The following is a 23,036-nucleotide window of genomic DNA, read 5'->3' as shown; positions in this document are numbered from 1 at the left end:
AGATATATCACATTATTTAACTTCTAACGCAGTTATTTTTTTATTCACTCGCTGCGATATTAAATTTTTAAAAATACCGAATTTGGTGTGACTAAAATTTCACTTTCTTTTTTAAAGTGGGCAAACTTGACAGCTTTAAGATCTGGATTGTATAATTGTTCCTAGGTGCCTAAAAATTGAAGAGCAGTCCTCGCTCTAATTCAATTTTTAATAATGTTCGCTGCTCTGCTACTTCCGTCTTTGGTATTTACCATAATCTTAATTTAATTATAAGTTACCCTTCTTTATAGTAGGCCTTAGGATAAGCCTCTGTAAAGCTGCGTTTTGACTTAAAATATTTTTACAAGGGAGTATTTACTCTTTTGGCTGGGATGGAGCTTATAACATAATAGGTGTTTTAAGTTGGAATTTTAGGTTGAGATTTTGAAATTGTTGGAAAGTTTACTTAAGAACTTTAAAGTTGCAAACTTTGCGGAACAGGACTCAATTTTTTTTAAATTAAATAGGAAGCTAAAGCTATTAATCAATTTTCATTTGATGTAATAAGAGGGTTCAAAATAGACTCAACCCGTATGGTATTTAAATAACTTTTTTTCATTTTAAATTGTATTTTCTTTATAGAATCTGAGTCTTCTAAATGTAAGATTAATGAATTATTATCATAAAAACAAGTGTGAAAATCTATTTTGTAAGAACAAAAGGCATAAAAAAATTCTCTACCATAACTAAAAGCTAGGGAGTCTACACTTTTAAATCGAAGAATCAAACCTACGTAATTTGTAGACAATTCTTTTCGCTCCTTTATTAATTTACTTTGGTCTTTATAAGGATGATTAATCCGTTCATCAGGACTTCCAGAAAAAGAAGAAAACTGAAAAATAACATTTTCATTTAATTTTATACGGTTTTCACAATATATGACATCTTCTTTATTATATTTAAAATGAACAATTTTATTTAAATATTTATAGTTATATTCATTATCTAGATACGTTTTAACATTTTCTTTTGTAGTAGCAGTATTACAAGTCAAACAGATTAACCATATAATTATGCAAATAACAAAAAAAAATGCGTTTTTCATAAGTTGCAATATACTTTTTATTTCACTTGCATTTTCTCAAAATCAAATTGAAACTCTTTACAGCAAGCTTGAATCCAATACCTCTACAAATGCAAAAGTCAAACTACTTGATAGTATTTTAGAAGTAGGGTTTAACGACATGCGCTTATTACAACAAACTGAAAAAGGGCAAGAGATTCTAGATTTTATACTTACCGAAACAAAAAAAATAAACCAAACTGATAGTATTATTTCTGATTTAGTTCTACGTGCTAATTTTTTAAAAGGATCACTATTCATGATTACTCAAAATTATAAAGAAGCTATAGATTCTTTTAATGAAATGCATCAGTATACTCTTATGCAAATAAGGAAATAATCTGTAAGTCTCATAATAAAATCGCTAAAATATATGCTAAACAAGAAAAATTTTCATTATCAATAGAACATTTTATAAAAGCTAAAAAATGTGGTGCAAATTCGTTTTCCGAGAGCTATGCATTAGCATGCATAGGACTTGGAAATATATATAATGTACACTACGATACTTACGAAGCAGTAAACCATTTTAAAGAAGGTATCAATCATATGATTATACATAAAGTTACAATACCTGAACTTCAAATTGAACTTAAACATGGTATTGCCCAAACGCTTATAAATGAGGGTGAAATACCTTTTGCGATTGCTTTATTAACTGTTAGCCATACTGTCGCCACATATACTAATAATATTTTACTAAAAAGAGTTACTGCTCAGGATTTAATTTACACTCATTCATTGCAACAGAACAAACAAGAAACAGATGTTTATATTGAAAAATTAGCAACTCTCAAAAAACTATCTGATACAATTAATGTTGAAAATTTCACGAGAGCTCTTAGTAGTTTTAGCGATAAAGATTACGAGCAAGCAAAAATTGATATAGAAAACATAAAAGATTATGATAGTAAAACTAGAGAAAGAATTTTAAAATTGAAGCAGGAAATTGCTTTTAAATCAAATGACAAAAATGCTATTAAAACAAGTTTGTTAAACTGGGTTAAATTTAAGGATAGCATAAAAACTAATTTTTATAAAAATTTCACAGATAGCTTACAAGTGAGAAATCAAAAAAGAGCAGCAGATGAATTATTTTTTAATTCAAAAACAGAACAAGACCTCAATGAAAGTGAGATACAATCTAAAAAAAATACCTTATTGTTGACATCTATTTCTATAATAATTATATTAATTATTTGTATTATATTGTTTTTTACTCTTAAAAAAACAAAAAAACAAAAAGAGGTAATTGAGTCTTTACAAAAAGAGTTGCATCACCGTGTAAAAAACAATTTATCCATAATAGATACCTTTATAGAAGTGGCTAAAGAGGAATTTGCTGATGGTAAATTTTCAAAAAAACTAACTGAATTACAAAACAGGATAAATAGTATAAATGAGGTGCATCAGCAATTATACAAAAATGAGGATGTAACAAATCTCAACCTAAAGAAATACATTGACACTTTATCAAGCAATGTTGCTAACTCCTTTTCAAATGAAAACATTAGCATCGAAAAGTCGATACAAGGCAAACTTAATTTACATGCAGATAAATCCTTTCCCGTAGGCTTGATTATCAACGAATTTTTAACCAATTCCTACAAATACGCTTTTGATACTAATGCAGGAATAGTTAAAATTGAAATAAACGATAAAGGCAATACATACGAATTGGCACTTTCGGATAACGGAAAAGGTTTACCTGAAAATTTTGATATTGAAACTACAGAATCATTTGGTCTTCGCATTATCAAACTCCTAGCTGAACAACTTAATGGCAACTTTGCATTAACAAATAACAATGGGGTTGCTTTAACTATAAAATTTCCTAAATAAATATGAAAGCACATATACTTATTGTAGAAGACCAGTCAGCATTGTACGAACGATTGAGAAGAGCGCTTGTAAAGCAAAATTTTACCGTTGATAAATACACAAAAACCTTTGATGAAGCTATACTAAGAATTAAAGAAAATACTCCAGATATAGTGTTGTTGGATATTGATTTGCAAGGTATAAAAGACGGAATAGATTTAGGAAAAGTACTTCATTCTCAATATAAGATACCTTTTATTTACGTCACCGATTTAGAAGATGATTTTACTTTTGCGAAAGGCTTACATACTAATCACGAACAATTTATTGTAAAAACTAAACCTCGCTTAAATATAGAGGAGGTTACAAGAGCAATCCACACCGTTTTGCATAAAAAACAAAACAATTTATTTACTACAGAAAAAGATGCACTTATTGGCTTAGTAGGTTATTTAGATGAAGTAAAAGAGTACGGGAGAGGTGCGGTAACCAAAGTTCCAGTACCTTATAAGAAAATTGCTTTTTTTACGGTTACCCCTTATCTAAATGAAGATGAAGAGCTAGAAGACCTAAGGGTGAACTACCTCTGGTTTAAAACCCTAGATAAAGAATATTACTTTTTGAAATCTTCTTTAAAAGAACTCTTAAAACACATTCCACCTTACTTTGTAAGAATAAACGAAAGCTATATTGTCAATATTTCACCAGAAATACTAGAAGGTAGAATTAATGGATCAAGAATTTCCATAATGGGTCAAGAATTGAGAATAAAAAGAACTTACGCCAAGGCCTTTGAAAAAAGATTAGTGTCTCTTTATCATTCATAAATGTTTTATTTTCATTGGTTTTTGTACTAGTTGTCCTAATTGGTATTGTAGTTTGTTTGCTATTATTTAACTTTTGGTAATTAAATACTACGGTTATTGGTAATTATCTAGTTAATAATATCTCACAATTTATTTAAGATAAGGTTTTGTTATCGAAAGCAAAATTAAGAGGAGAGCTAAAAACCAAAACACCCTGTAACTTATTTTCGTAATATTTAAAAACGTTAGTCATTATTCGAGACCATTTCCACGACTTAAAGACAAACTTTCATCAAAATCTATCCGAATATCATTTTTTTTTTATCGATAACATAATAAATACGAACGTTGTTACTTAAATAGAACTATTTTATTTGATAAATACATAATGTTGGGAATAAACCGAAAAGCCAACTGAATTTTGAAGTAGGTGTTGTAATATAAATAAATCTAATTATTATGAAAAAAATTCTTTTTTTAATTGCATTTCTAGGAATTATAAGTCTAAATTCATGTAAAACTTCTTCTGTTATGCGTACTTCTGATGTGAAATATGAACAGACAGACTCAAATTCTATTGAAATATTTTTAAGCAAAAAACCCAATAAAGAATATGATGAAATAGGAAGAGTAAGTGCCGATAAATATAGTAATATGGCTATAAAAAGGGCTGAAAATAAAATACAACAAGCATTAAAAGAAAAAGCAGCATCAATTGGAGGTAATGCAATTATAAATGTTACGGAAGATATTGGAAGTATTTCAGGTATTGTAATTAGATACAAATAACTGAAAATAATTTACAATGAGAAAGTCTAAGACTTTAATAGCACTTATTTCAATTTGACAGTTATCTTATACTTTTTACGACCATAGAATATAAAAATAATCCATATACTATAATGGGAGTAATTGAATTATAATAAGTCTTAATGTCACTTCAGATAAGCAATTTGAAGATATATTAATTAAGTCTGATTTTCAAATCTTGTCATAAAGATAATATTAAAGCAAATAATAGGTGAGCCAGTAAAAAACGATGGAAAATCTGTTTCAATTAAAATCTCATTCCTATTGACAATAACTAATAAATAAATACCAAATGAAAACAAAAATATTATTATTTATTACCTTCTCAATTACGCTAAGTTGTAAAAATAGCAATACTAAATCCTGTGATGAATTTATTGGAAAATGGGCAAATACTGAAAGTGGATATTTTGGAAAAGGAAATTTAGTAAGAGATTTCAAAAAAAAAGGGGATAAAATAATACTAATTAAAAAAACTTTATCTAGAGATAAAAATAGTTCTACCCATATTTGCGAATGTCAAGATGGCTTTCTAACCATTGACTATGGATTTGAAAAGGAAACTCTAATAATTGACAGTAATGGAACATTTAAATCCTTAAACAGGATTTACGCAAAAAAATAACATTAAACCTTTAAGTAACTGTGTTTAATTGTATAAAATGCGTTGGGAATAAGCCTAAAAGCCAACTAAATTTTGAAGTAGGTAAATGAAAATGAAATGAAAAATTAATTTACAAATACCGATATGCTGTTATTCAAAATTTTAAATAACAGCATATTGTCATTAGAATACTTCACCTATAAATTCAACATTATGAAAAAATTACTTTACCTACTTGTGTTATTAATTTTTATTAGCGGATGTGAGAAGGATGATGACGTGACAGTACTTGAACCAATTAAAGAGGTCGAAATTATTAATGAAAATAATTTCACAAAATTAACAGAAGGCACAGTCATTGTAGATATTACTGAAGATATTAACAGTGTAACTGCAAACCAAATAGTGATAAATACCACTACAGAAAAAATACACAACCTACAAATTGGTCAATTTTTTGTTAGTGGGAAATCACAAAATGCACCTAATGGATTTGCAAGAGAAATTACAGATATTTCTAAAGAAGGTGATGTAATTACTTTTCAAATAAAACAAGCAAGGTTTGATGAAATTTATGAAGAAGTATCTATTGATGTAAAAGCAGAAATTGATTATGATAATTTTATACCCGTAAATAAATCTAAATCTTTAAAATCTACACAAAGACCAATAAGTGTTTCTTACAGTGATGACTTGCAGGCGTTTGAAATAAATACGGTATTATATGACGATGATGGTAACTATGAAACAACCAACGACCAACTTATTTGGGATGGCACATTTGAAATAGAAGAAAATAATTCTATATTTATTTTTAGTTCAGTACCTTTTACTCCAAAAATATTCAATTTATCAATGTACTTAAAGCTCAAAGCAGTTAATACGTTGAGCAATACGCAAGAATTTGATATCTCTAGTGAACCTTTTGAATTAGCAAAAGTACCTTTAACATTGGGTTTGCCAACCTCAATTGCTGTTAATGCTTTCCTAGTGCTAAGAATGGGTGCAGATGGTAATATTACAGCTGCAGTTTCTGTTTCAAACGAAACAAATATTACAGCATTCTCTACCATTAATTATGATAATGCAAATGACCAATGGCAACTTATTCAGGCTTCACCACCAGTAAGTATAACTACCGAAAACTCATTTAATGGTTCTATCGAATTATCAGTATCTCCATACATAGGAGTAGGACTAACCTTAGCATTTACCTCCTACGATACAGCGAATGCTGGTATTTTTCTAGATTCCAATCTTCGTTTTAATGCTAATGTAAATACTGAATTACCACAGATCAATTGGGATTATGGGTATTTTTTTGAGTTAAATGCAGAAGCAAATGTAAATGTAATGGGCACTTTTATGGATGTAGATTACGATTCTACTTTATGGGATTCAGATTACATACAACTTGGTCAAGGAACTTATTATTTATCAAGTCTTGAAAATATAAGTCCTTTAGATAATGAAGTACTCAATACCAGTCCTATTGTTTTTGAATGGTCATCTACTATTTCTGAACCTGTAACCTATGAGGTATTTATGGGTACTTCGGAAACAAATTTAGATGTTGTTGGCACTTCAAGTAGTCTCACCTATACATTAACAGATACACCTGCTAACGGCACTTATTTTTGGAAAGTATTTGCTAAAAATAATGATGATGTAATAATTTCAAAAAGTTCTATTTTTAGTTTTGAGTTTAACGATTCACCATCAGTACTTACACTTACAACAAATTCAATAACTGGCATAACACAAAACTCTGCCACAAGTGGCGGAAATGTTACAGATGACGGTGGAAATGCCGTAACAGTAAAAGGTATCTGTTACAGTACAACACCAAATCCAACAACAGCAGACATTACATCAAATGATGGAACTGGAACAGGTGTATTTACAAGTAATATGACTGGTTTAACGGCAAACACAACTTACTACGTAAAAGCTTATGCCACAAATAGTGAAGGAACTGCTTATGGTAATGAAATAAGTTTTACAACATTAAATAGTTCTAGCACTACAGAACCTGCGTATAATCCAATACCAAACGACAATTCTACCAATATAAGCCTAAACGGCAATCTATCTTTTACAGAAGGAAACAACACGCCAACTGATGCAACATTTAAAGTATATTTCGATACAAATTCAAATCCAAACACCGTATTTAACCTTGATGCAAACGTAAATACATTAAATTACTCCAACTTACAAGAGGCAACACCCTATTACTGGAAAGTTCAAACAATAAGCAGTAGCAATGATATTTTGGCGGAAAGTCCTATTTGGTCATTTACAACAACAGACAGCAGTATTACAGTTACTGATATTGATGGAAATGTTTATCAAACTGTTCAAATAGGAAATCAAGTTTGGATGGCAGAAAATTTGAAAGTAACTCAATATTCTGATGGTACTCCTCTGACACTTGTAACTTCAGATACAGATTGGGGAAATCAATTAAATGATAATACTAATACTTCATTTTGTTGGTACAACGATGATGTATCAAATAAAAACATCTATGGAGCATTATATACATTTGGTGCTGTAATAAGAGGCGATGTATCTGACAATAATGTACAGGGTATTTGTCCAGTCGGATGGCACGTACCAAGTTCAGCAGAAAAAGCGGAACTTGGTAACTATTTGAATGCAAATTATGGTGTTAATTTTACAGGTGGAAGTTTAAAACAAGTTGGAACCACATTATGGCAACCACCAAACGAAAATGCGACTAATGAAACAGAGTTTAATGCATTACCAAGCGGTGGGCGCAATGGAAGTAATGGTACATTTTTTAATTTAGGAATATCCGCAAGTTTTCATATTAGTAGAGAATTAAACACACAAAATTCTCAAAAGTTCTTTGTTAGAACTGATAGTGGTCAACTTGGTAATAGTAATTCTCCAAAAAATGGCGGATCATCATGTCGTTGCATTGAAAATTGAGCAGAATAAACTTTTGCCAATAACTTAACATATGGCTTGCCGATAGACAAAAACTTCGACAGGCCTGCCTGAAAACTGTAACCCTTTACAGGGAGGGTTTGTTCTACAAATGTTACAATGAAGATGCGATGGTTTTTTTGAAAAATTTAAAATGGTTTTCATGAAGAAAATACTACCTTTTATTATTTTATTGTTTACTTGTATTTATGCATATTCACAAAACAGTATTACAGGCACATTTCCTGGCCTTGCCAGGCAACAAATTAAACTTGTAGGTTTTGAGGGTTTTGACACTTATCTTATTGACAGCATTCAAGCCAATGGAAAAGGACAATTTCAGTTGTCTTTCGGCACTACCGACTTTGGCATGGCTTATCTTTCGTCAGAAGACAATAAAAGCTTTGTTGTAATTTTATCAGGAAAAAAGGAGAAAGGTAAAGGTTTAAAGGTAAAAGGAGAAAGTTTTGCTTTTGCTGAGAGCATTGAAATAGTTGAGAGTGACGAAAATAAACTGTTTGAGCAATACGCCTTAGAACATCCACGAAGAGAACAAACTTTGAGTGCATGGGATTACCTCTCAAAAATTTACAGAAAAGATTCGCTTTTTGTCGTTCATAAGGTTACCAAACAGGCAATAACAAATGAAAAACAACGCATTATAAGTGAAGACCGTTTGTTTTTGGCAGGTTTACCCGAAGGTTCTTACGTAAGTTATTATTTGCCCCTTCGCAAATTGGTGAGTTCGGTGTCTACTATTGCCCAATATCGCACAAAAGAAATACCCCAAACCATTACAGCATTCCGAGAGTTGGATTATACAGACGACCGTTTATATAAAAGTGGATTGCTCAAAGAAACCATCAAAAGCCATTTCTGGCTCATAGAAAGCAGCAGTCGTTCTTTAGATTCAGTTTATATTGCAATGAATAAATCTATTGATCATTTGATAAAGAACCTTTTATCAGATGATCAAAAGCTGAATGGAATTACAGAGTATTTATTTAAACTGCTGGAGGAACGCAGCCTGTTTACATCATCGGAATACTTAGCAATAAAGGTATTGAATGAAGTAAACTGCACCATTGATGATAACCTTGCCATGCAGCTAGAGAGCTACCGTGCCATGAAAATAGGAAATATGGCACCTAATATTCAGTTAAGCGGAGACCTTGTGGCTCCAGGTTACAATAAAGATGCTTTGCCCAAAAAATTGTCAGATCTCAAAAGTAAATACGTGGCGGTGGTATTTGGAGCCAGTTGGTGCCCCAAATGCGTGGAAGAACTTCCGAAAATAGCAAAATCGTATGCAAAATGGAAAGCACAAGGCGTTGAAGTGGTCTTTGTGTCATTAGACGAAGACGAGAAAATATTTAAAAATTTTGCCAAAGTTTTTCCATTTATCAGCATCTGTGATTATAAAAAATGGAAAGGTTCTATTGTGAAAAATTACCATGTATTTGCCACTCCAACTATCTATTTATTGGATGACAAAAGAGAGATCATACTTCGTCCAAATTCAGTGCAACAATTAGACTCCTGGGTGGATTGGTATTTGGTGCAGGGAAATAAATAAGATATCCAACACTAAAAAAATGGTAGTTGCCTAGAATAAGCTAATTATTCTTGTAATCGGTAAGATAAGACCTTATTGAAAAAGCTATTTGTTTTAGCACTCATAAAAACAAAAACCTATAATCAGGGTAATATTAGCTGAGGAATAGACTAAAAAACTAAATCTTAAATAAAACGAATATTTTAATAGTTTTAGAAATGAAAAGACTCATAACACTTTCGATCCTGTTTTTAACTATTATTTCCCGTAGTAGCGATGATGATGAAGCCAGTCAAAATGAAAGCAAACTATTTGCTTTTAATATCTAATGTAGATTTAGTCTTTAAATAAACTGGATATCAATTTTCAATATCAGTAGTCGGTAAAGTTAAAGGCACATACATACAACCAACCAAGTCCATATTCTTTTGATTATCCTTTAAATCTAAATTCAAAAAGCAATACTTACAAAAATAACATGAGTGAAGCTGAGTCTTTTAATGAAGCACTAAAAGACTTTAGAAAAGCAGTAGTAAGAATTGTTTTTAAATACGAACCTATACAAATTAATTTTGTGCGGTTAGAAATAACTAAAAAAGGCAAATTAGATAAAATTGTATTTAAAAAACCAGAGCAATTTATTAATGCGAAGAAAATGAAATTCCTTTTAATGTCATCAGATAACTTATTAGTAGAAGATGGGAAGTTCAAAATCACAGGGAAAATAGGAGAATGTATCTTCAAGGGAGATATTGTTAGTGACGAAATAATATGTGACGTAAACGGCCGTAAAAACAAAAAAGCAATTGCTGCATATTTATATACAAGTGAAGAGCTTATTGGGCTTTCATTCTACTAATAAATTTTAGTTCCTCTTATAAAATAATAACCTTAAAAATCAATTATTTTTTGCCCATTGGATTGATGTTTTTTAAGAAGCTATATTTTGTTTCAAATTTTAAAAAATATTTAGTTACCACAAATTTGAGTTAAGTTGTTTTTATTAACATTAGGATTAACATCCCAATTAGTAGATTTTCACTAGAAAACATTTACTTACCACTATTGCAATGCTCGTTATGTTTTTTTATGCTTTTTTTAATGGATAAATGAAAATATATAGATAGAATTTAGAAAAGGTAAAAGCATTGTAAGAAATTTAATTAAACTCAAAAACAATTATTATGAACAAACATTATTTAATGTCAAAAATGAAATCGACAGGAACAGCTTATTTATGTTGGATATTTCTAGGATGTCACTACGCCTATTTAGGAAAATGGGGATTACAGATACTATATTGGGTAACTTTTGGAGGATTTGGTATCTGGGCAATAATTGATTTATTTCATATTCCATCAAAAATTAGCAGTCATAATTTAAAAATTTCTTTGCAAATTGAAGATATTGATAAAAAAGAAAAGGAAGAAAGTCAAGCTCAAAATATGGCGATGATGGCTGCTGCAACAGGAAATAAAAATAATCCTGAATTATCATAAATATCAACCTGCAAAAACTAGGTATATGGCATGCTTTTAAACTAAAGCTACATAATATGTAAACTAATCTTGAATTTTTAAATAAATATATCGTGGAATTTAAAATAGATAGTAGAATACGTAGCTATTTTTTATGAATTAATCTGAAACATTAATTGTGTCAAAAACAAATTAAAAGTGATAACAATCTTAAAGTGATAATTTAAAGTGAAATTAATTAATGAAAATGCAAAATTTCAGGAAACTGCTTAGAACCCGAAAATAAATAGCAGTCCTATAAGTGATGGAATCAATCAAGGATACTGGATTAAAAATAGAAATCTTACATCAAAAGGGTTTAACTACTTTAATCAGGTTTCTTATTATAGTTTATCATTAAAAACATCAGTTCGAAGTATAGTAATTTCAATCGAGGGTATTGCCAACAGTAAGAATTTTTTAGATAATGATAATAGTGGATATAAAGAAGCACAAATTATTTGGAAGTTTTCTAACGTAAATAGCATCGTGAAAAGATTTATTGTAAAGGAAGGAAAAGGCGTTGCACTTTTTAGAAAATTTGATGATAGTTGGCGTATTGATAAGATATCAATGGATTATTAAAATACCAAATTCATTTTAAAGATGAGAAAGAAGCGACAAATTTTTATTTAAACCTAATATCTGCAATTGAGGATTGAAGCAGAAAATATCCAACACAAAAAAAATGGCAGTTGCCTAGAATAAGCTAATTATTCTTGTAATCGGTAAGATAAGACCTTATTGAAAAAGCTATTTGTTTTAGCACTCATAAAAACAAAAACCTATAATCTGGGTAATATTAACTCGGCAATAGACTAAAAAACTAAATCTTAAATAAAATAAATATTTAAATAATTCTAGAAATGAAAAAACTCATAACATTTTCAATCCTGTTTTTAACTATTATTTCCTGTAGTAGCGATGATGATGATGATGTAGCCATTCAAAATGAAAGTAACTTTATCAATCCACCAGAATGGATTATTGGAACTTGGCTAGATGAATCAGAACCTGTTTCTGCTCAAATTGGTGGTTTTCAATTTACAACTAACAATTTAATTGATCTAGCTGCAGATGGTAACGTGTTATATAATCTAAAAGAAAGTTTGCAGGAAAGCGTTGACTTAAGTGTTATCACAACAAATGAAACGATAACAGACACCTACTATAAACTAGAAATTGTTTTAAGTGGTACCGTAACCAGTACCTTCGAGTTTACAAAAGGTACTGGAGACACAACCATAATTTACGATTTATCAGTAACCTTTGATGTGATTCTTACAAAGCAATAGCTTAGAATTAACTCAAAAAAGCTCAATTAAAGCAAATTTAATACAACAAGACACAATTTCTTCTTAATTCCGTTAACTCAATCAAGTTAGATAACTCAGAAGTATGCGTCAACAAGTTTATGTTGGCTATGAAATGTTTAAAATTTCAATAACAATCATCTCACTAAGTTAATCACAACGTATATCAAACCTTGAAGGTTTTAAAAGCTATTCAAAAGTAAATATTTCATTATAAATCTTTTCGTAATCACCTTTTCAGATTTCGAAGATTTGATTTCGCTTATTATTTCGTCTAAAATCTTTTCATCTTCCTAAAAAAAAATAGAAAGTGTAACCTTTTATAAGCCCAAAAAAGCCCCAGTTCAAAATTTGAACTGGGGCTTTAGCTCTATAGGGTGTGGTGTTCTACACATTAAATCTAAAATTCATTATATCACCGTCCTTGACGATGTACTCCTTACCTTCAACGCTAAGTTTACCAGCATCTCTTATTTTTGCTTCACTGCCAAAGTGAACAAAATCATCAAATTTGATAACCTCTGCTCGAATAAAGCCGTGCTCAAAGTCTGAGTGTATCACTCCAGCCGCTTGTGGTGCCGTTGCTCCTACTTTTACTGTCCATGCTCTCACTTCTTTCTTACCAACGGTAAAATAAGTTTGTTGATTTAATAATCTATAAGCCGAGCGGATCAATTTTCCAGCACCTGCTTCTTCTAGACCAATATCTTCAAGGAAAAGCTTACGCTCCTCATAGTCTTCCAATTCTGCAATATCGGCTTCAATACCGACAGCAAGAACCAAAACTTCCGCATCTTCGTCAGTTACCGATGCCATCACACGATCTACGTGCGCATTGCCATTCACGGCAGAGCCTTCATCAACATTACAGACATACATCACAGGTTTATCGGTAATGAGCTGCATGGGCTTTACAATATCCTCACGGTCTTCTTCAGAAATTTCTAGAGCCCTCACCGACTTGCCAGTTTCCAAACCAGTCTTCAATTTCTCTAGAACGGACATTTCTCGTTGTGCCTCTTTGTTTCCCGTTTTGGCAGCGCGCTTGGTTTTTTCTAGCTTTTTATCAACAGCCTCTAAGTCTTTAAGCTGCAATTCGATATCGATGGTTTCCTTATCGCGAATAGGATCTATATTCCCATCAACGTGTATAATATTATCATCATCAAAACATCGCAACACATGCAAAATCGCATCGGTTTCTCTTATGTTTCCCAAAAATTGGTTGCCTAGACCTTCGCCTTTACTCGCGCCTTTTACCAAACCTGCAATATCTACAATCTCTACCGTTGCTGGTACGACCCGTTCTGGATCGACTAGTGATTCCAGTTGCTCAAGACGAGGATCGGGAACATTCACCACGCCAATATTAGGTTCTATCGTACAAAACGGAAAATTAGCGCTTTGCGCTTTCGCATTGGACAGCGAGTTAAATAAAGTGGATTTTCCTACGTTGGGTAAGCCTACAATTCCTGCTTTCATAAAATTAAGTCTTCAAATTTCAAGTTTGCAAAGATAAGGTTTTTTTGCGCGTTGCCTACCTATGCGAGATATCAAATTTATAGAGAAATCTATGTGTTTTTTAGGTTGATTTTGTACCTGCTCCACTTGGACATCTTCACCAATTAGTTTAATTCTTTTATGTTCACCTCTAGCCTTTTGCCAAAGATGAAGGAACCACTGAAGGTTTTGCGTTAGCTTTTGTTCTCATCACCAACATTCACTTCTATAATACTTCCTAGATTGGTCGTATAGGCTTGAGACAAGTGCTCTCTGCGCATTTTCCATACCTTTCCTAAATCTTGACTTCCAAAACGTACCGCTCCTGTCCCATAAGCACCATTCAGCCGATCTATTTTTTGCATCAATTGCTTGTGTTTAGGATTCTCTGCCGTAAAAAAAGCCAACTGACGTTGGTCCTCAGGAACCAAGCCCATAACAATCACACCTGCCTTTTTGTAGTAATAATCGGGATGATAAATTTTTTTAAGTCCTTCCACGGCAAACTTGATTAAATCTATACTAGAATTTGTAGGATAGCCTGTCTGCACCACTATGCTGTTTTGATACTGCGGTAGATCCTGCCGGAATTTATTGGTTTTTAAAAACACATAGATCATCTGGCAGCAACTCCCCTGTCGACGCAGTTTCTCTGCCGATTTGATGGCAAAACTACTCACACGCTCCTGGATATAGTCGAACTCTTTATACTGCTTATCGAAAGACCGCGTAGTCGCAATAGCTTTTTTATGAGCAGGCGTTTCCAGCTCCAGAGTCCGTCGACCTTGGAGTTCGTTCTTAAGGCGCAAGCCTACCACACTCATTTGCTTTCTCACCCATTCATCTGGTAATTCAGAAAAGGCATAAGCGGTGTGAATGTTATGTTTTTTTAGCCGTAACGCATGCTGCCGACCTATACCCCATACATCTTCTATCTTCAACCATTTTAAAGCTTTTATTCTGGCAGCATCATCTTTCATAATAAACACACCTTTGGTCTGTTCCGGGAATTTTTTGGCAATTCTGTTGGCGACTTTACTCAAGGCCTTGGTTGGCGCAAGGCCTATGCTTATTGGAATTCCCGTTCCTTTTTCCACCACATATTTTATCTTTTCACAATAGGCCTGCATATTGTAATTACCAAAACCGCTAAATTCTAAAAAAGACTCATCGATACTATAAATTTCCACATCTGGGGTAAAGTTGCTTAAGATGTTCATCACTCGTGAACTCATATCCCCATAAAGCGCATAATTGGAGGAGAAGACTTGAATATTATGCTGCTTAAATATTTTTTCAAACTTATAGGTGGGAGCGCCCATCGGGATGCCCAAAGCTTTTGCTTCATTGCTTCTCGCGATAACACAGCCATCGTTGTTAGATAAAATAACCACAGGCTTATCGCGCAGATTGGGATTGAACACACGCTCACAAGACGCGTAGAAATTATTGCAATCGACTAGTCCAAACATTACTCTACGTTTTTAATTACAGTTGTCACCATACCCCAAATTACAAACTCGTTATCGGCTGTAACTTTTATAGGCGGATACTCTTTGTTTTCTGGGATGAGCCAAACGGTGTCTTTCTCTTTTTTGATACGCTTTACTGTGAATTCTCCATCGACAAAACACACCGCTATTTTATCATCTTTAGGCTCTAGGCTTCTATCGATAATAAGCAGATCTCCATCGTTAAGCCCAGCTCCTACCATACTTCGTCCTCGGACACGAGCATAAAAAGTGGAGTTAGGGTTTTTAATAAACTCCCGATTCAGATCGATTTTGATGTCTAAGAAATCATCTGCAGGACTGGGAAATCCTGCACTAATACCTTGGTTTACAAAAGGTAAATTCAGATGTCTGGATAGATCTGGAGGAAAAATTTCAAGGGCAGGATGCCCGTGGTAGTGGACCACATGTAACATAGGCTTTTCTTACAAATTTAGGATATATTCCGAATATTTGGAATATATCCGTATTAATTAACGTTTATCAATTTTATAAAGACTTATAAGCGATTTTAAGTCAGAATAAAACATTGATAATCAGATGATAAACTATTTCATACTTATGCTATCCATAATTTTCTGGTGTTTTGTTTGCCTCATGCACATGGTTTACCTCGCTGTGCTTGTGGATAGTTGAAGTTTTGTTCAAAATAAGTTTAACATGTTATAAGCAAAGCACTTTGTAACTATCCAATCCATTCAGGGAGATGATGATTTTCATCAAAGGCCTTCAGACTATTTGGTTGACTTATGACTAATACCAATTTAGTTTTTAAATGTTGCATTAAAAATTTGAATTATACTACGACGTAGCTCAGCACAGGTTTTTTACTTAGTTGAGAAAAAAAAATATAAACATAGCAATAGTTACGGTTCTATTTTATGACGATTAGTAAGTGAAAAAGAAACTGATTTTATACGGCATTATAAATATAATTTGGTATTAGAGTGAACTATTTTATGGAAAAAATTAAAAACATATTCAATTTCACTTACTTTTAAATACTCTTTATAAAAAACTCATGTATAAAAAATACCATATCACTTTAGGATTATTTTTCCTTTTAAGTTTACCGTCCAAAGCGCAGCAATTTATTGAAAATTGGGACGGTACACCCAACTTAGAAAGACACCAAGTCACCTTTAATTTCTTTGTTCCAGGAATACGATATGAATTAGGCTTGTTTAAGAATGTTAGCATATCTAATAGTTTTTCTCCCGGACTCGCCTATTACCAAGAAGGATATACTTTTGGGTTTGTCTGGCACACTCGAGTGAGGTATTATCATAATTTTAAAACACGTTATGATATGAATAAAAAAGTAATAGGTAATTCTGCTAATTACATCGCCCCAGCAAGAAGTGTATTTTGGCAACCTTTACAAATTAGCAATAACTTAGATGGGCAAAAAAATTTCTCGCTTGCTTTTTATGGTTTATTGTACGGGTTACAAAGAACCAACGAAAAGGGATTTAATACAACCTTAGAATTTGGATTTGGCTATTACGACGGTTTTGGGGTCCCTAGTGGTTATGGACCCTTATTCAATTTTACTTTTGGCTGGGTGGCTACGAATAGAAAGTCGAGGAAAGCAGTTGGGAAACCCGTTCTATTAGATTGAATAGTGATCATGGCTTCCATAAGCCGAATCATCGCGGAAGGACTTCCTTTTGAAAATTGACAGATTTGTAAAAAGCAGCATCCAGAACACCTTGATAAGTTAAAGGCCTGTTCTAGTCATATCGGTTGATTTTTGCTCCAATAGCTTTTAGCCTCCCATCGATATCTTCATATCCTCGATCAATCTGTTCTATATTGTGGATAGTAGAGGTACCTTTTGCAGACAAGGCCGCAATTAAAAGGGAAATACCAGCTCTTATATCTGGGCTAGTCATCGTTGTCGCTTTTAGCTCTGACTCAAAATCGTGACCTATAACTGTCGCCCGGTGTGGATCACAAAGTATGATCTTAGCACCCATATCAATTAATTTATCCACGAAAAAAAGTCGACTTTCAAACATTTTTTGATGAATCAAAACACTTCCTCTAGCTTGAGTGGCTACTACCAAAATGATACTGAGCAAGTCTGGTGTAAATCCTGGCCATGGCGCATCACTAATGTTCATGATGGACCCATCTATAAATGAAGCGATTTCATAACCATTTGTATGCGCAGGAATATAAATATCGTCTCCTCTTTTTTCTAATTGAATTCCTAGTTTCTTAAAAGTGACAGGGATAATACCTAAGTTATCCCAGCTCACATTTTTGATAGTGATTTCACTCTTGGTCATCGCAGCCAGACCGATCCAAGATCCAATTTCAATCATATCTGGTAGAACGCGATGCGTACATCCCGATAAACTTTCAACGCCTTCAATTTTTAATAAGTTAGAACCAATGCCTTTAACTTTTGCGCCCATAGACACCAACATTTTGCACAATTGCTGGATGTAGGGCTCGCAAGCAGCATTGTAGATACTTGTTTTACCTTCAGCAAGAATAGCTGCCATCAAAATATTGGCAGTTCCAGTGACCGAAGCTTCCTCCAAAAGCATGTCGGCTCCCTTTAACCCTTTTGTGGCCTCTACCCCATAAAAACGTTCTTCTCTGTTGTACCTAAATTTTGCACCGAGTTTTACAAACCCACCAAAGTGAGTATCTAAACGTCGTCTTCCAATTTTATCGCCTCCTGGTCTGGGAATATACCCTTTACCAAAACGGCCCAAAAGCGGTCCAACAATCATGATAGACCCTCTTAAACTAGTACCTTCGTCCTTAAATTTCTTACTTTCTAAGTAATCCAAATTTAGCTCATCCGACCTAAATGAATAACTTCCTTTGCCTAATTTCTGTATTTTCACTCCCAAGTTTCCAAGTATTTCGATGAGTTTACTTACATCTCTAATATCTGGAATGTTATGGATTCTGATTTCATCTGGAGTTAATAAGACAGCACAAAGAATCTGCAAAGCTTCATTTTTCGCCCCTTGAGGTTGGATTTCACCTTTAAGTTGATGTCCTCCTTCGATTTGGAAAGTTGCCATTTAGTATTTGCGTTTTCTATTGTGGTTGTTGTTCTTGAAGTTTTTCTTTTGTGGCTTTGAGCGCTTGTTGGCTTGGCGGACCAAAGCATTGGCATCACTAAGCTCTTCGTCGTCACTTTTCAAATCGAGCTGACCTTCACTTAAATCCCTTAAATGATCGAAAATAATTTTATCAGACACGGTATCTTTATTCCAGTTCAAATAGCATTTTTTCATGTGATTGGCGATGTTGAACATCAAACCATCTTTCATTTCACCATCCTCAATTTTAATAGCTTCATCAATCATACGTTTGATGTTATTACCGTAAAATCTATATTTAGGAAAGTTTTGTGGATATGGCAATGGTTCTGGTCGAGCATATAGCTCTTCTCGAGAAGGCATGGGGAACGGAGACTCTACATCCAACTCAAAGTTGCTGATGATAAAAAGTTGATCCCAAAGTTTATGTTGAAAATCTGGAACATCTCTTAAGTGAGGGTTCATATTTCCCATCACATCTATTATGCCTCTTGCGGTCCTGTTCCGCTTCTCATCATCTTCGATAGTTTTGGCGTATTCTACCATTTTCTGAATATGTCTTCCATATTCTGGTATCTTTAGTTCGTTTCTTTCGGAATTATACTCTAAGTAATTTATCAATGGTCTGTGTGTTTTAATATTAATGCAAAATAAGCATTTAATTTTATTTCTATTTAAAGGGAGATCACATTTTCAATCTCCTCCCCGACTTGTTTGTATTTTTCAATGACAATATCTGGAGATTTTAGGGTAACATTTATAGAAACGCTGGTATATTTGCCCTTTGAAGATTGTTTAGTTGAAATTACAGCGCCAAGATTATCAAAAATGGAAATCAATTTATCCAAATTAGCTTGATCTGATGAGGGGACAATGAATTTATACAAGTACTCAGAAGGCCAATCGCTGGTTTTCTTGAGTCTTTTTCGCAACTTTGTATAAAATTCATCTGAAGAATTATCGGATGTCATTTTATTTTTTAGGCAAATATACTGTTATTCGTCGTTTTTATAAATCATAGCCTTATAAATCCCCAATGAAAATAAAGTCCGTCAAAAATTTACTCATAGGTGGCCCAAGTACTGGAAAATCTACAGTTATAGAAGCGCTGTCCGACTTAGGTTATTTTTGTTTCCCCGAAATATCAAGAGAAGTCACCTTGGAAGCAAGACAGTTAGGGATAGAGCATTTGTTTTTGGACGACCCTTTGCGCTTTAGTGAAATGCTCTTAAAAGGGCGCATAAAGCAATTTGAAGAAGCTGAAACTCTAGATACGCGTCATGTTTTTATGGATAGGGGCATCCCCGATGTGACCGCTTATATGGATCATTTTCAAGAGGATTATCCTAAGGAATTCCAAAAGGCAAACAAAACTCATGTGTATGACAATGTCTTTCTATTTCCCATCTGGAATGATATTTACACCCAAGACAATGAGCGTTTTGAAGATTTAGATCTTGCTGAGAGTCTACAAGATTCACTAGTGAAGACTTATCGAGACTTAGGCTATCCCTTGATAGAAGTACCCAAAACCAGAATCCATGTGCGCATGAACTTTATTCTTAACAGCATAAAAACCAAATGAAACCGATTCCTCTAGATATACTAAAGACCTATTGGGGATATGATCAGTTCAAACCTTCACAGGAACTTGCAGTAGATTCTATTTTAGAACAAAAAGATACTTGTGTGTTTTTACCTACTGGTGGAGGAAAGTCTATCTGTTTTCAGGTGCCTGCACTAGTAGAACCGGGCATTTGTATTGTGATATCGCCATTGGTCGCTTTAATGCAAGATCAAGTTGAAAATTTAAAATCTAGAGGAATAAAAGCACAACTGCTTAAAAGTGGCATGTCCCATGTCGAGGTAGACCAAAGACTAGATAATTGCATTTATGGCAACTATAAATTTCTATACCTTTCTCCAGAGCGACTTCAGCAGGAATTGGTTAGGGAGCGCATCAGAAAAATGAATGTTAATTTTATAGCTGTCGATGAAGCACATTGTATTTCACAATGGGGTCACGATTTTAGACCTGCTTACAGAAAAATTCATTTATTGAAGGAGTTACAGCCTAGTATTTCCATCATCGCTCTTACGGCCACAGCCACAGAGAAAGTTAAACAAGATATCATCACAGAACTTGAGCTTGAAGACCCTGCGATTATTTTGGAAAGTTTTCGGCGACCTAATATTGCTCTTCTTACTGATTTTACGGCAGATAAAATGAATGCCTTGTATTCACAACTTAACATCGCCACAGAAAACAGCATTGTCTATGTTAGAAATCGATCTGCCTGTGTAGAGTTATCTGAGTTTTTAAATAAGAAGGGACTCCGCTCGACTTATTTTCATGGTGGTATTTCACAAACAGACAAACAAAAAAAATTAGCGAACTGGTTGAAAGAAGACTATCCTATTATGATAGCGACCAATGCTTTTGGAATGGGAATCGACAAAGCCAACGTAAGACAAGTGATCCATTACCATCTGCCTGAAAGTTTAGAAAGTTATTATCAGGAAGCAGGAAGAGCAGGTCGGGATGGAAAGCCTGCTAAAGCTATCGTCTTGTTCAACGAAAGTGACAAGCAGAGGCTCAAAAATCAGTTTATCAAAACCATCCCTAGTTTCGAAGCCATAAAAAATGTCTATAAAGCTTTAATGAGCAACTTCAGAATAGCATACGGAGAGGGAGAAAATGAAGTTTTCGATTTCAATTTTTACGAGTTCTGCTCCCATTATAAGCTACATACGGTATTAACCTATAATACACTGAATCTTTTAGACAGACTAAGTGTCATCAGTTTGGACAAATCTTTTCAGAAAAAAGCAAAATTGAAATTTTTAGTAACCAGTAAGGCCGTGATAGACTTTATAGATAGTCACACGCGATTTGCCTTGTTAATCAGAACTATTTTACGAACCTATGGAGGAGTGTTTGACAATGAGTTGACCTTAAACATGCAACTCATAAAAAAGAAAACAGGTTATAATGACAAAGAGGTTTATGACCAACTTGAAGCTTTAAAAAAACATGGCATCCTGTCAGCGGAATTTATCAAGCAAGATTTGAGCATTACTTTCATTCTCCCTCGTGAAGATAAATACACTTTGAATCCTTTAAGAAAGTATGTAAATGATTATCAAAATAACAAGCTTCAAAAAGCAGAAATGGTTTTGCTATACATCGAGGAAAAGACGCTGTGTTTACAAGGTTTTATTTTGAAGTATTTTGGAGAAAAAGAGTCCAAGCCTTGCGGAAAATGTTCTGTTTGTTTAGCAGTTCAAGCCAAAAGAAATCCACAATTATCTTCCAAATATCAAGACTTAAATGGTTATATTTTGGAAGAATTAAAGCTGTCCAACTTAAGTTCAAAAGAACTTTCTCTGAAGATCAAATATCCCAAAGAAGCGCTACTGGAGTCGTTACAACAACTTCTGGAAAGCGGGAAAATAACATTAGAATCTAATAACACCTATAGTTTTAACCTATGAGAACCTTACGAATACTATTTATGGGAACGCCAGAATTTGCTGTTGGCATTTTAGATCGTTTACAAACGTCCAGTTTTAATATTGTTGGAGTGGTCACTGCACCAGATAAGCCTGCTGGACGTGGTAAGCAATTGAAATCTTCTGCGGTGAAGACTTATGCGCTTCATCACGATTTGGAAGTCTTACAGCCTACAAATTTAAAATCTGAAGATTTCCAAGATGATTTAAAACGCTTAGATCCCAACTTGATTGTAGTGGTGGCTTTTAGAATGCTCCCAAAAGCGGTCTGGGATTTCCCCGATTATGGCACTTTTAATCTTCATGCCTCTTTACTTCCTCAGTACCGTGGTGCTGCACCAATCAACTGGGCTATTATTAATGGAGAAAAAAAGACAGGTGTCACTACATTTTTTATCGATGAAGAAATCGACACTGGAAAGATTATTGACTCTAAGTCTATTTCTATAGCTGAAAAAGACAATGTAGAGACCTTACACGACAAATTGATGACTCTAGGAGCAGATGTCGTTATAGAAACCGTCAAGGCCATTGAACAAGCTAAAGTTGAGCCTCAAGCTCAAGCCAATATTTCTGAATTAAAAGCAGCTCCCAAGCTAACGAAAGAGAATACCAAAATCGATTGGAAACAATCCGGGAATGCTATTGTTGACTTTATAAGAGGCTTATCCCCCTTTCCTGTGGCTTGGACTGAACTTACTATAGAAGATGAAATAAAAAAGATTAAAGTGTATAAGGCTAGCTTTGAGATATCAGACCATCAAAAGGAAATTGGATCAACAGGCTTAAATACTGAAATAAAAACAATTGATGTTGCTGTAAAAAATGGATACGTACACCTTGAAGAACTCCAATTTCCAGGGAAAAAGAAGATGGAAGTGAAGGCCTTGCTCAACGGAATGGAATGGAAAAGTGATTACCGATTTTGTTAAAATCAATTTCAATCTTGGATTATTTTATA

22 protein-coding genes are annotated in these 23,036 nt (G+C 33.4%); 15 read left to right on the top strand and 7 right to left on the bottom strand.

All coding sequences use genetic code 11. The features are described from left to right. Positions 1–523: 523 nt before the first annotated feature. Positions 524–1,033, bottom strand: coding sequence for a hypothetical protein (locus P700755_RS16980; RefSeq protein ID WP_041758485.1), 510 nt, complete (start codon positions 1,031–1,033; stop codon positions 524–526). A 19-nt stretch (positions 1,034–1,052) separates the two neighbouring features. Between P700755_RS16980 and P700755_RS16975 the strand changes: the two genes are divergently transcribed. From P700755_RS16975 to P700755_RS16930, 11 genes are all read left to right on the top strand, one after another. Beyond that, positions 1,053–1,442 carry a hypothetical protein gene (locus tag P700755_RS16975; RefSeq protein WP_015025854.1) on the top strand — a complete coding sequence of 130 codons (390 nt, stop codon included), beginning with the start codon at positions 1,053–1,055 and terminating at the stop codon, positions 1,440–1,442. A gap of 209 nt (positions 1,443–1,651) precedes the next feature. Then, positions 1,652–2,944: a sensor histidine kinase gene (locus tag P700755_RS16970; protein WP_015025853.1), complete on the top strand. Its 1,293-nt coding sequence runs from the start codon at positions 1,652–1,654 to the stop codon at positions 2,942–2,944. Between the two features lie 2 nt (positions 2,945–2,946). Continuing rightward, positions 2,947–3,750, top strand: coding sequence for a response regulator transcription factor (locus tag P700755_RS16965; protein ID WP_015025852.1), 804 nt, complete (start codon positions 2,947–2,949; stop codon positions 3,748–3,750). Between the two features lie 438 nt (positions 3,751–4,188). Further along, positions 4,189–4,518 carry a hypothetical protein gene (locus tag P700755_RS16960; protein ID WP_015025851.1) on the top strand — a complete coding sequence of 110 codons (330 nt, stop codon included), beginning with the start codon at positions 4,189–4,191 and terminating at the stop codon, positions 4,516–4,518. A gap of 313 nt (positions 4,519–4,831) precedes the next feature. Continuing rightward, complete coding sequence (locus P700755_RS16955) at positions 4,832–5,164, top strand: hypothetical protein (RefSeq protein ID WP_015025850.1); 333 nt, start codon at positions 4,832–4,834, stop codon at positions 5,162–5,164. A 192-nt stretch (positions 5,165–5,356) separates the two neighbouring features. Then, positions 5,357–8,101: an FISUMP domain-containing protein gene (locus P700755_RS18865; RefSeq protein WP_157609329.1), complete on the top strand. Its 2,745-nt coding sequence runs from the start codon at positions 5,357–5,359 to the stop codon at positions 8,099–8,101. Between the two features lie 29 nt (positions 8,102–8,130). Continuing rightward, positions 8,131–8,265: a MutS N-terminal domain-containing protein gene (locus tag P700755_RS21405; RefSeq protein WP_157609433.1), complete on the top strand. Its 135-nt coding sequence runs from the start codon at positions 8,131–8,133 to the stop codon at positions 8,263–8,265. Then, positions 8,262–9,674 (top strand): peroxiredoxin family protein, encoded by a 1,413-nt coding sequence (locus tag P700755_RS16945; protein WP_041758483.1) that lies wholly within the window; start codon positions 8,262–8,264, stop codon positions 9,672–9,674. Before P700755_RS21405 ends, P700755_RS16945 begins: the two co-directional genes overlap by 4 nt. Positions 9,675–10,131: 457 nt before the next feature. Then, entirely contained in the window at positions 10,132–10,512 is a 381-nt protein-coding gene (locus P700755_RS16940; RefSeq protein WP_015025847.1) for a hypothetical protein, read from the top strand. Positions 10,513–10,837: 325 nt separating this feature from the next. Next, positions 10,838–11,152 carry a TM2 domain-containing protein gene (locus P700755_RS16935; RefSeq protein ID WP_015025846.1) on the top strand — a complete coding sequence of 105 codons (315 nt, stop codon included), beginning with the start codon at positions 10,838–10,840 and terminating at the stop codon, positions 11,150–11,152. Between the two features lie 884 nt (positions 11,153–12,036). Next, entirely contained in the window at positions 12,037–12,465 is a 429-nt protein-coding gene (locus P700755_RS16930) for a hypothetical protein (protein ID WP_015025845.1), read from the top strand. A 405-nt stretch (positions 12,466–12,870) separates the two neighbouring features. Here the strand turns inward: P700755_RS16930 and ychF are convergent, their stop codons facing one another. The 3 genes from ychF to P700755_RS16915 all read right to left on the bottom strand — a co-directional run bounded on the left by ychF (position 12,871) and on the right by P700755_RS16915 (position 15,910). After that, entirely contained in the window at positions 12,871–13,965 is a 1,095-nt protein-coding gene (gene ychF, locus P700755_RS16925) for a redox-regulated ATPase YchF (RefSeq protein ID WP_015025844.1), read from the bottom strand. Between the two features lie 212 nt (positions 13,966–14,177). Then, the gene (locus P700755_RS16920) at positions 14,178–15,455 is read right to left on the bottom strand and encodes a Y-family DNA polymerase (RefSeq protein WP_015025843.1); all 1,278 of its coding nucleotides are present in this window, start codon (positions 15,453–15,455) and stop codon (positions 14,178–14,180) included. Then, the gene (locus P700755_RS16915; RefSeq protein ID WP_015025842.1) at positions 15,455–15,910 is read right to left on the bottom strand and encodes a LexA family protein; all 456 of its coding nucleotides are present in this window, start codon (positions 15,908–15,910) and stop codon (positions 15,455–15,457) included. Before P700755_RS16915 ends, P700755_RS16920 begins: the two co-directional genes overlap by 1 nt. A 605-nt stretch (positions 15,911–16,515) precedes the next feature. On the opposite strand from P700755_RS16915, the gene P700755_RS16910 reads away from it, so the two are divergent. Then, positions 16,516–17,115: a hypothetical protein gene (locus P700755_RS16910; RefSeq protein WP_015025841.1), complete on the top strand. Its 600-nt coding sequence runs from the start codon at positions 16,516–16,518 to the stop codon at positions 17,113–17,115. Between the two features lie 112 nt (positions 17,116–17,227). On the opposite strand, the gene murA is transcribed toward P700755_RS16910, so the two are convergent. From murA to P700755_RS16895, 3 genes are read right to left on the bottom strand one after another with little or no spacing between them, the layout of a single operon-like run. After that, the gene (murA, locus tag P700755_RS16905; RefSeq protein WP_015025840.1) at positions 17,228–18,541 is read right to left on the bottom strand and encodes a UDP-N-acetylglucosamine 1-carboxyvinyltransferase; all 1,314 of its coding nucleotides are present in this window, start codon (positions 18,539–18,541) and stop codon (positions 17,228–17,230) included. Beyond that, positions 18,542–19,183, bottom strand: coding sequence for a DUF4290 domain-containing protein (locus P700755_RS16900; protein ID WP_015025839.1), 642 nt, complete (start codon positions 19,181–19,183; stop codon positions 18,542–18,544). It abuts the gene before it with no gap. A 53-nt stretch (positions 19,184–19,236) separates the two neighbouring features. Further along, positions 19,237–19,533 (bottom strand): DUF493 family protein, encoded by a 297-nt coding sequence (locus P700755_RS16895; protein ID WP_015025838.1) that lies wholly within the window; start codon positions 19,531–19,533, stop codon positions 19,237–19,239. A 65-nt stretch (positions 19,534–19,598) separates the two neighbouring features. On the opposite strand from P700755_RS16895, the gene P700755_RS16890 reads away from it, so the two are divergent. From P700755_RS16890 to fmt, 3 genes are read left to right on the top strand one after another with little or no spacing between them, the layout of a single operon-like run. Further along, entirely contained in the window at positions 19,599–20,147 is a 549-nt protein-coding gene (locus tag P700755_RS16890; protein ID WP_015025837.1) for an AAA family ATPase, read from the top strand. Continuing rightward, complete coding sequence (locus tag P700755_RS16885) at positions 20,144–22,057, top strand: RecQ family ATP-dependent DNA helicase (RefSeq protein ID WP_015025836.1); 1,914 nt, start codon at positions 20,144–20,146, stop codon at positions 22,055–22,057. The genes P700755_RS16890 and P700755_RS16885 overlap by 4 nt, the downstream gene beginning before the upstream one ends. Beyond that, complete coding sequence (gene fmt / locus P700755_RS16880; protein ID WP_281014082.1) at positions 22,054–23,007, top strand: methionyl-tRNA formyltransferase; 954 nt, start codon at positions 22,054–22,056, stop codon at positions 23,005–23,007. The genes P700755_RS16885 and fmt overlap by 4 nt, the downstream gene beginning before the upstream one ends. The last annotated feature ends 29 nt before the right edge of the window (positions 23,008–23,036 follow it).

The organism is Psychroflexus torquis ATCC 700755 (assembly GCF_000153485.2).
Classification (GTDB): domain Bacteria; phylum Bacteroidota; class Bacteroidia; order Flavobacteriales; family Flavobacteriaceae; genus Psychroflexus; species Psychroflexus torquis.
Note: the sequence above shows the minus strand (reverse complement) of the source record. Positions and strands in the feature narration are given on the sequence as shown.

What these genes read in the sequence shown, in the direction of transcription:
- P700755_RS16975 (WP_015025854.1), top strand. Translation starts at nt 1,053, where the DNA reads ATGCAAATAACAAAAAAAAATGCGTTTTTCATAAGTTGCAATATACTT.
- P700755_RS16970 (WP_015025853.1), top strand. Translation starts at nt 1,652, where the DNA reads ATGATTATACATAAAGTTACAATACCTGAACTTCAAATTGAACTTAAA.
- P700755_RS16965 (WP_015025852.1), top strand. Translation starts at nt 2,947, where the DNA reads ATGAAAGCACATATACTTATTGTAGAAGACCAGTCAGCATTGTACGAA.
- P700755_RS16960 (WP_015025851.1), top strand. Translation starts at nt 4,189, where the DNA reads ATGAAAAAAATTCTTTTTTTAATTGCATTTCTAGGAATTATAAGTCTA.
- P700755_RS16955 (WP_015025850.1), top strand. Translation starts at nt 4,832, where the DNA reads ATGAAAACAAAAATATTATTATTTATTACCTTCTCAATTACGCTAAGT.
- P700755_RS18865 (WP_157609329.1), top strand. Translation starts at nt 5,357, where the DNA reads ATGAAAAAATTACTTTACCTACTTGTGTTATTAATTTTTATTAGCGGA.
- P700755_RS16945 (WP_041758483.1), top strand. Translation starts at nt 8,262, where the DNA reads ATGAAGAAAATACTACCTTTTATTATTTTATTGTTTACTTGTATTTAT.
- P700755_RS16940 (WP_015025847.1), top strand. Translation starts at nt 10,132, where the DNA reads ATGAGTGAAGCTGAGTCTTTTAATGAAGCACTAAAAGACTTTAGAAAA.
- P700755_RS16935 (WP_015025846.1), top strand. Translation starts at nt 10,838, where the DNA reads ATGAACAAACATTATTTAATGTCAAAAATGAAATCGACAGGAACAGCT.
- P700755_RS16930 (WP_015025845.1), top strand. Translation starts at nt 12,037, where the DNA reads ATGAAAAAACTCATAACATTTTCAATCCTGTTTTTAACTATTATTTCC.
- ychF (WP_015025844.1), bottom strand. Translation starts at nt 13,965, where the DNA reads ATGAAAGCAGGAATTGTAGGCTTACCCAACGTAGGAAAATCCACTTTA.
- P700755_RS16920 (WP_015025843.1), bottom strand. Translation starts at nt 15,455, where the DNA reads ATGTTTGGACTAGTCGATTGCAATAATTTCTACGCGTCTTGTGAGCGT.
- P700755_RS16915 (WP_015025842.1), bottom strand. Translation starts at nt 15,910, where the DNA reads ATGTTACATGTGGTCCACTACCACGGGCATCCTGCCCTTGAAATTTTT.
- P700755_RS16910 (WP_015025841.1), top strand. Translation starts at nt 16,516, where the DNA reads ATGTATAAAAAATACCATATCACTTTAGGATTATTTTTCCTTTTAAGT.
- murA (WP_015025840.1), bottom strand. Translation starts at nt 18,541, where the DNA reads ATGGCAACTTTCCAAATCGAAGGAGGACATCAACTTAAAGGTGAAATC.
- P700755_RS16895 (WP_015025838.1), bottom strand. Translation starts at nt 19,533, where the DNA reads ATGACATCCGATAATTCTTCAGATGAATTTTATACAAAGTTGCGAAAA.
- P700755_RS16890 (WP_015025837.1), top strand. Translation starts at nt 19,599, where the DNA reads ATGAAAATAAAGTCCGTCAAAAATTTACTCATAGGTGGCCCAAGTACT.
- P700755_RS16885 (WP_015025836.1), top strand. Translation starts at nt 20,144, where the DNA reads ATGAAACCGATTCCTCTAGATATACTAAAGACCTATTGGGGATATGAT.
- fmt (WP_281014082.1), top strand. Translation starts at nt 22,054, where the DNA reads ATGAGAACCTTACGAATACTATTTATGGGAACGCCAGAATTTGCTGTT.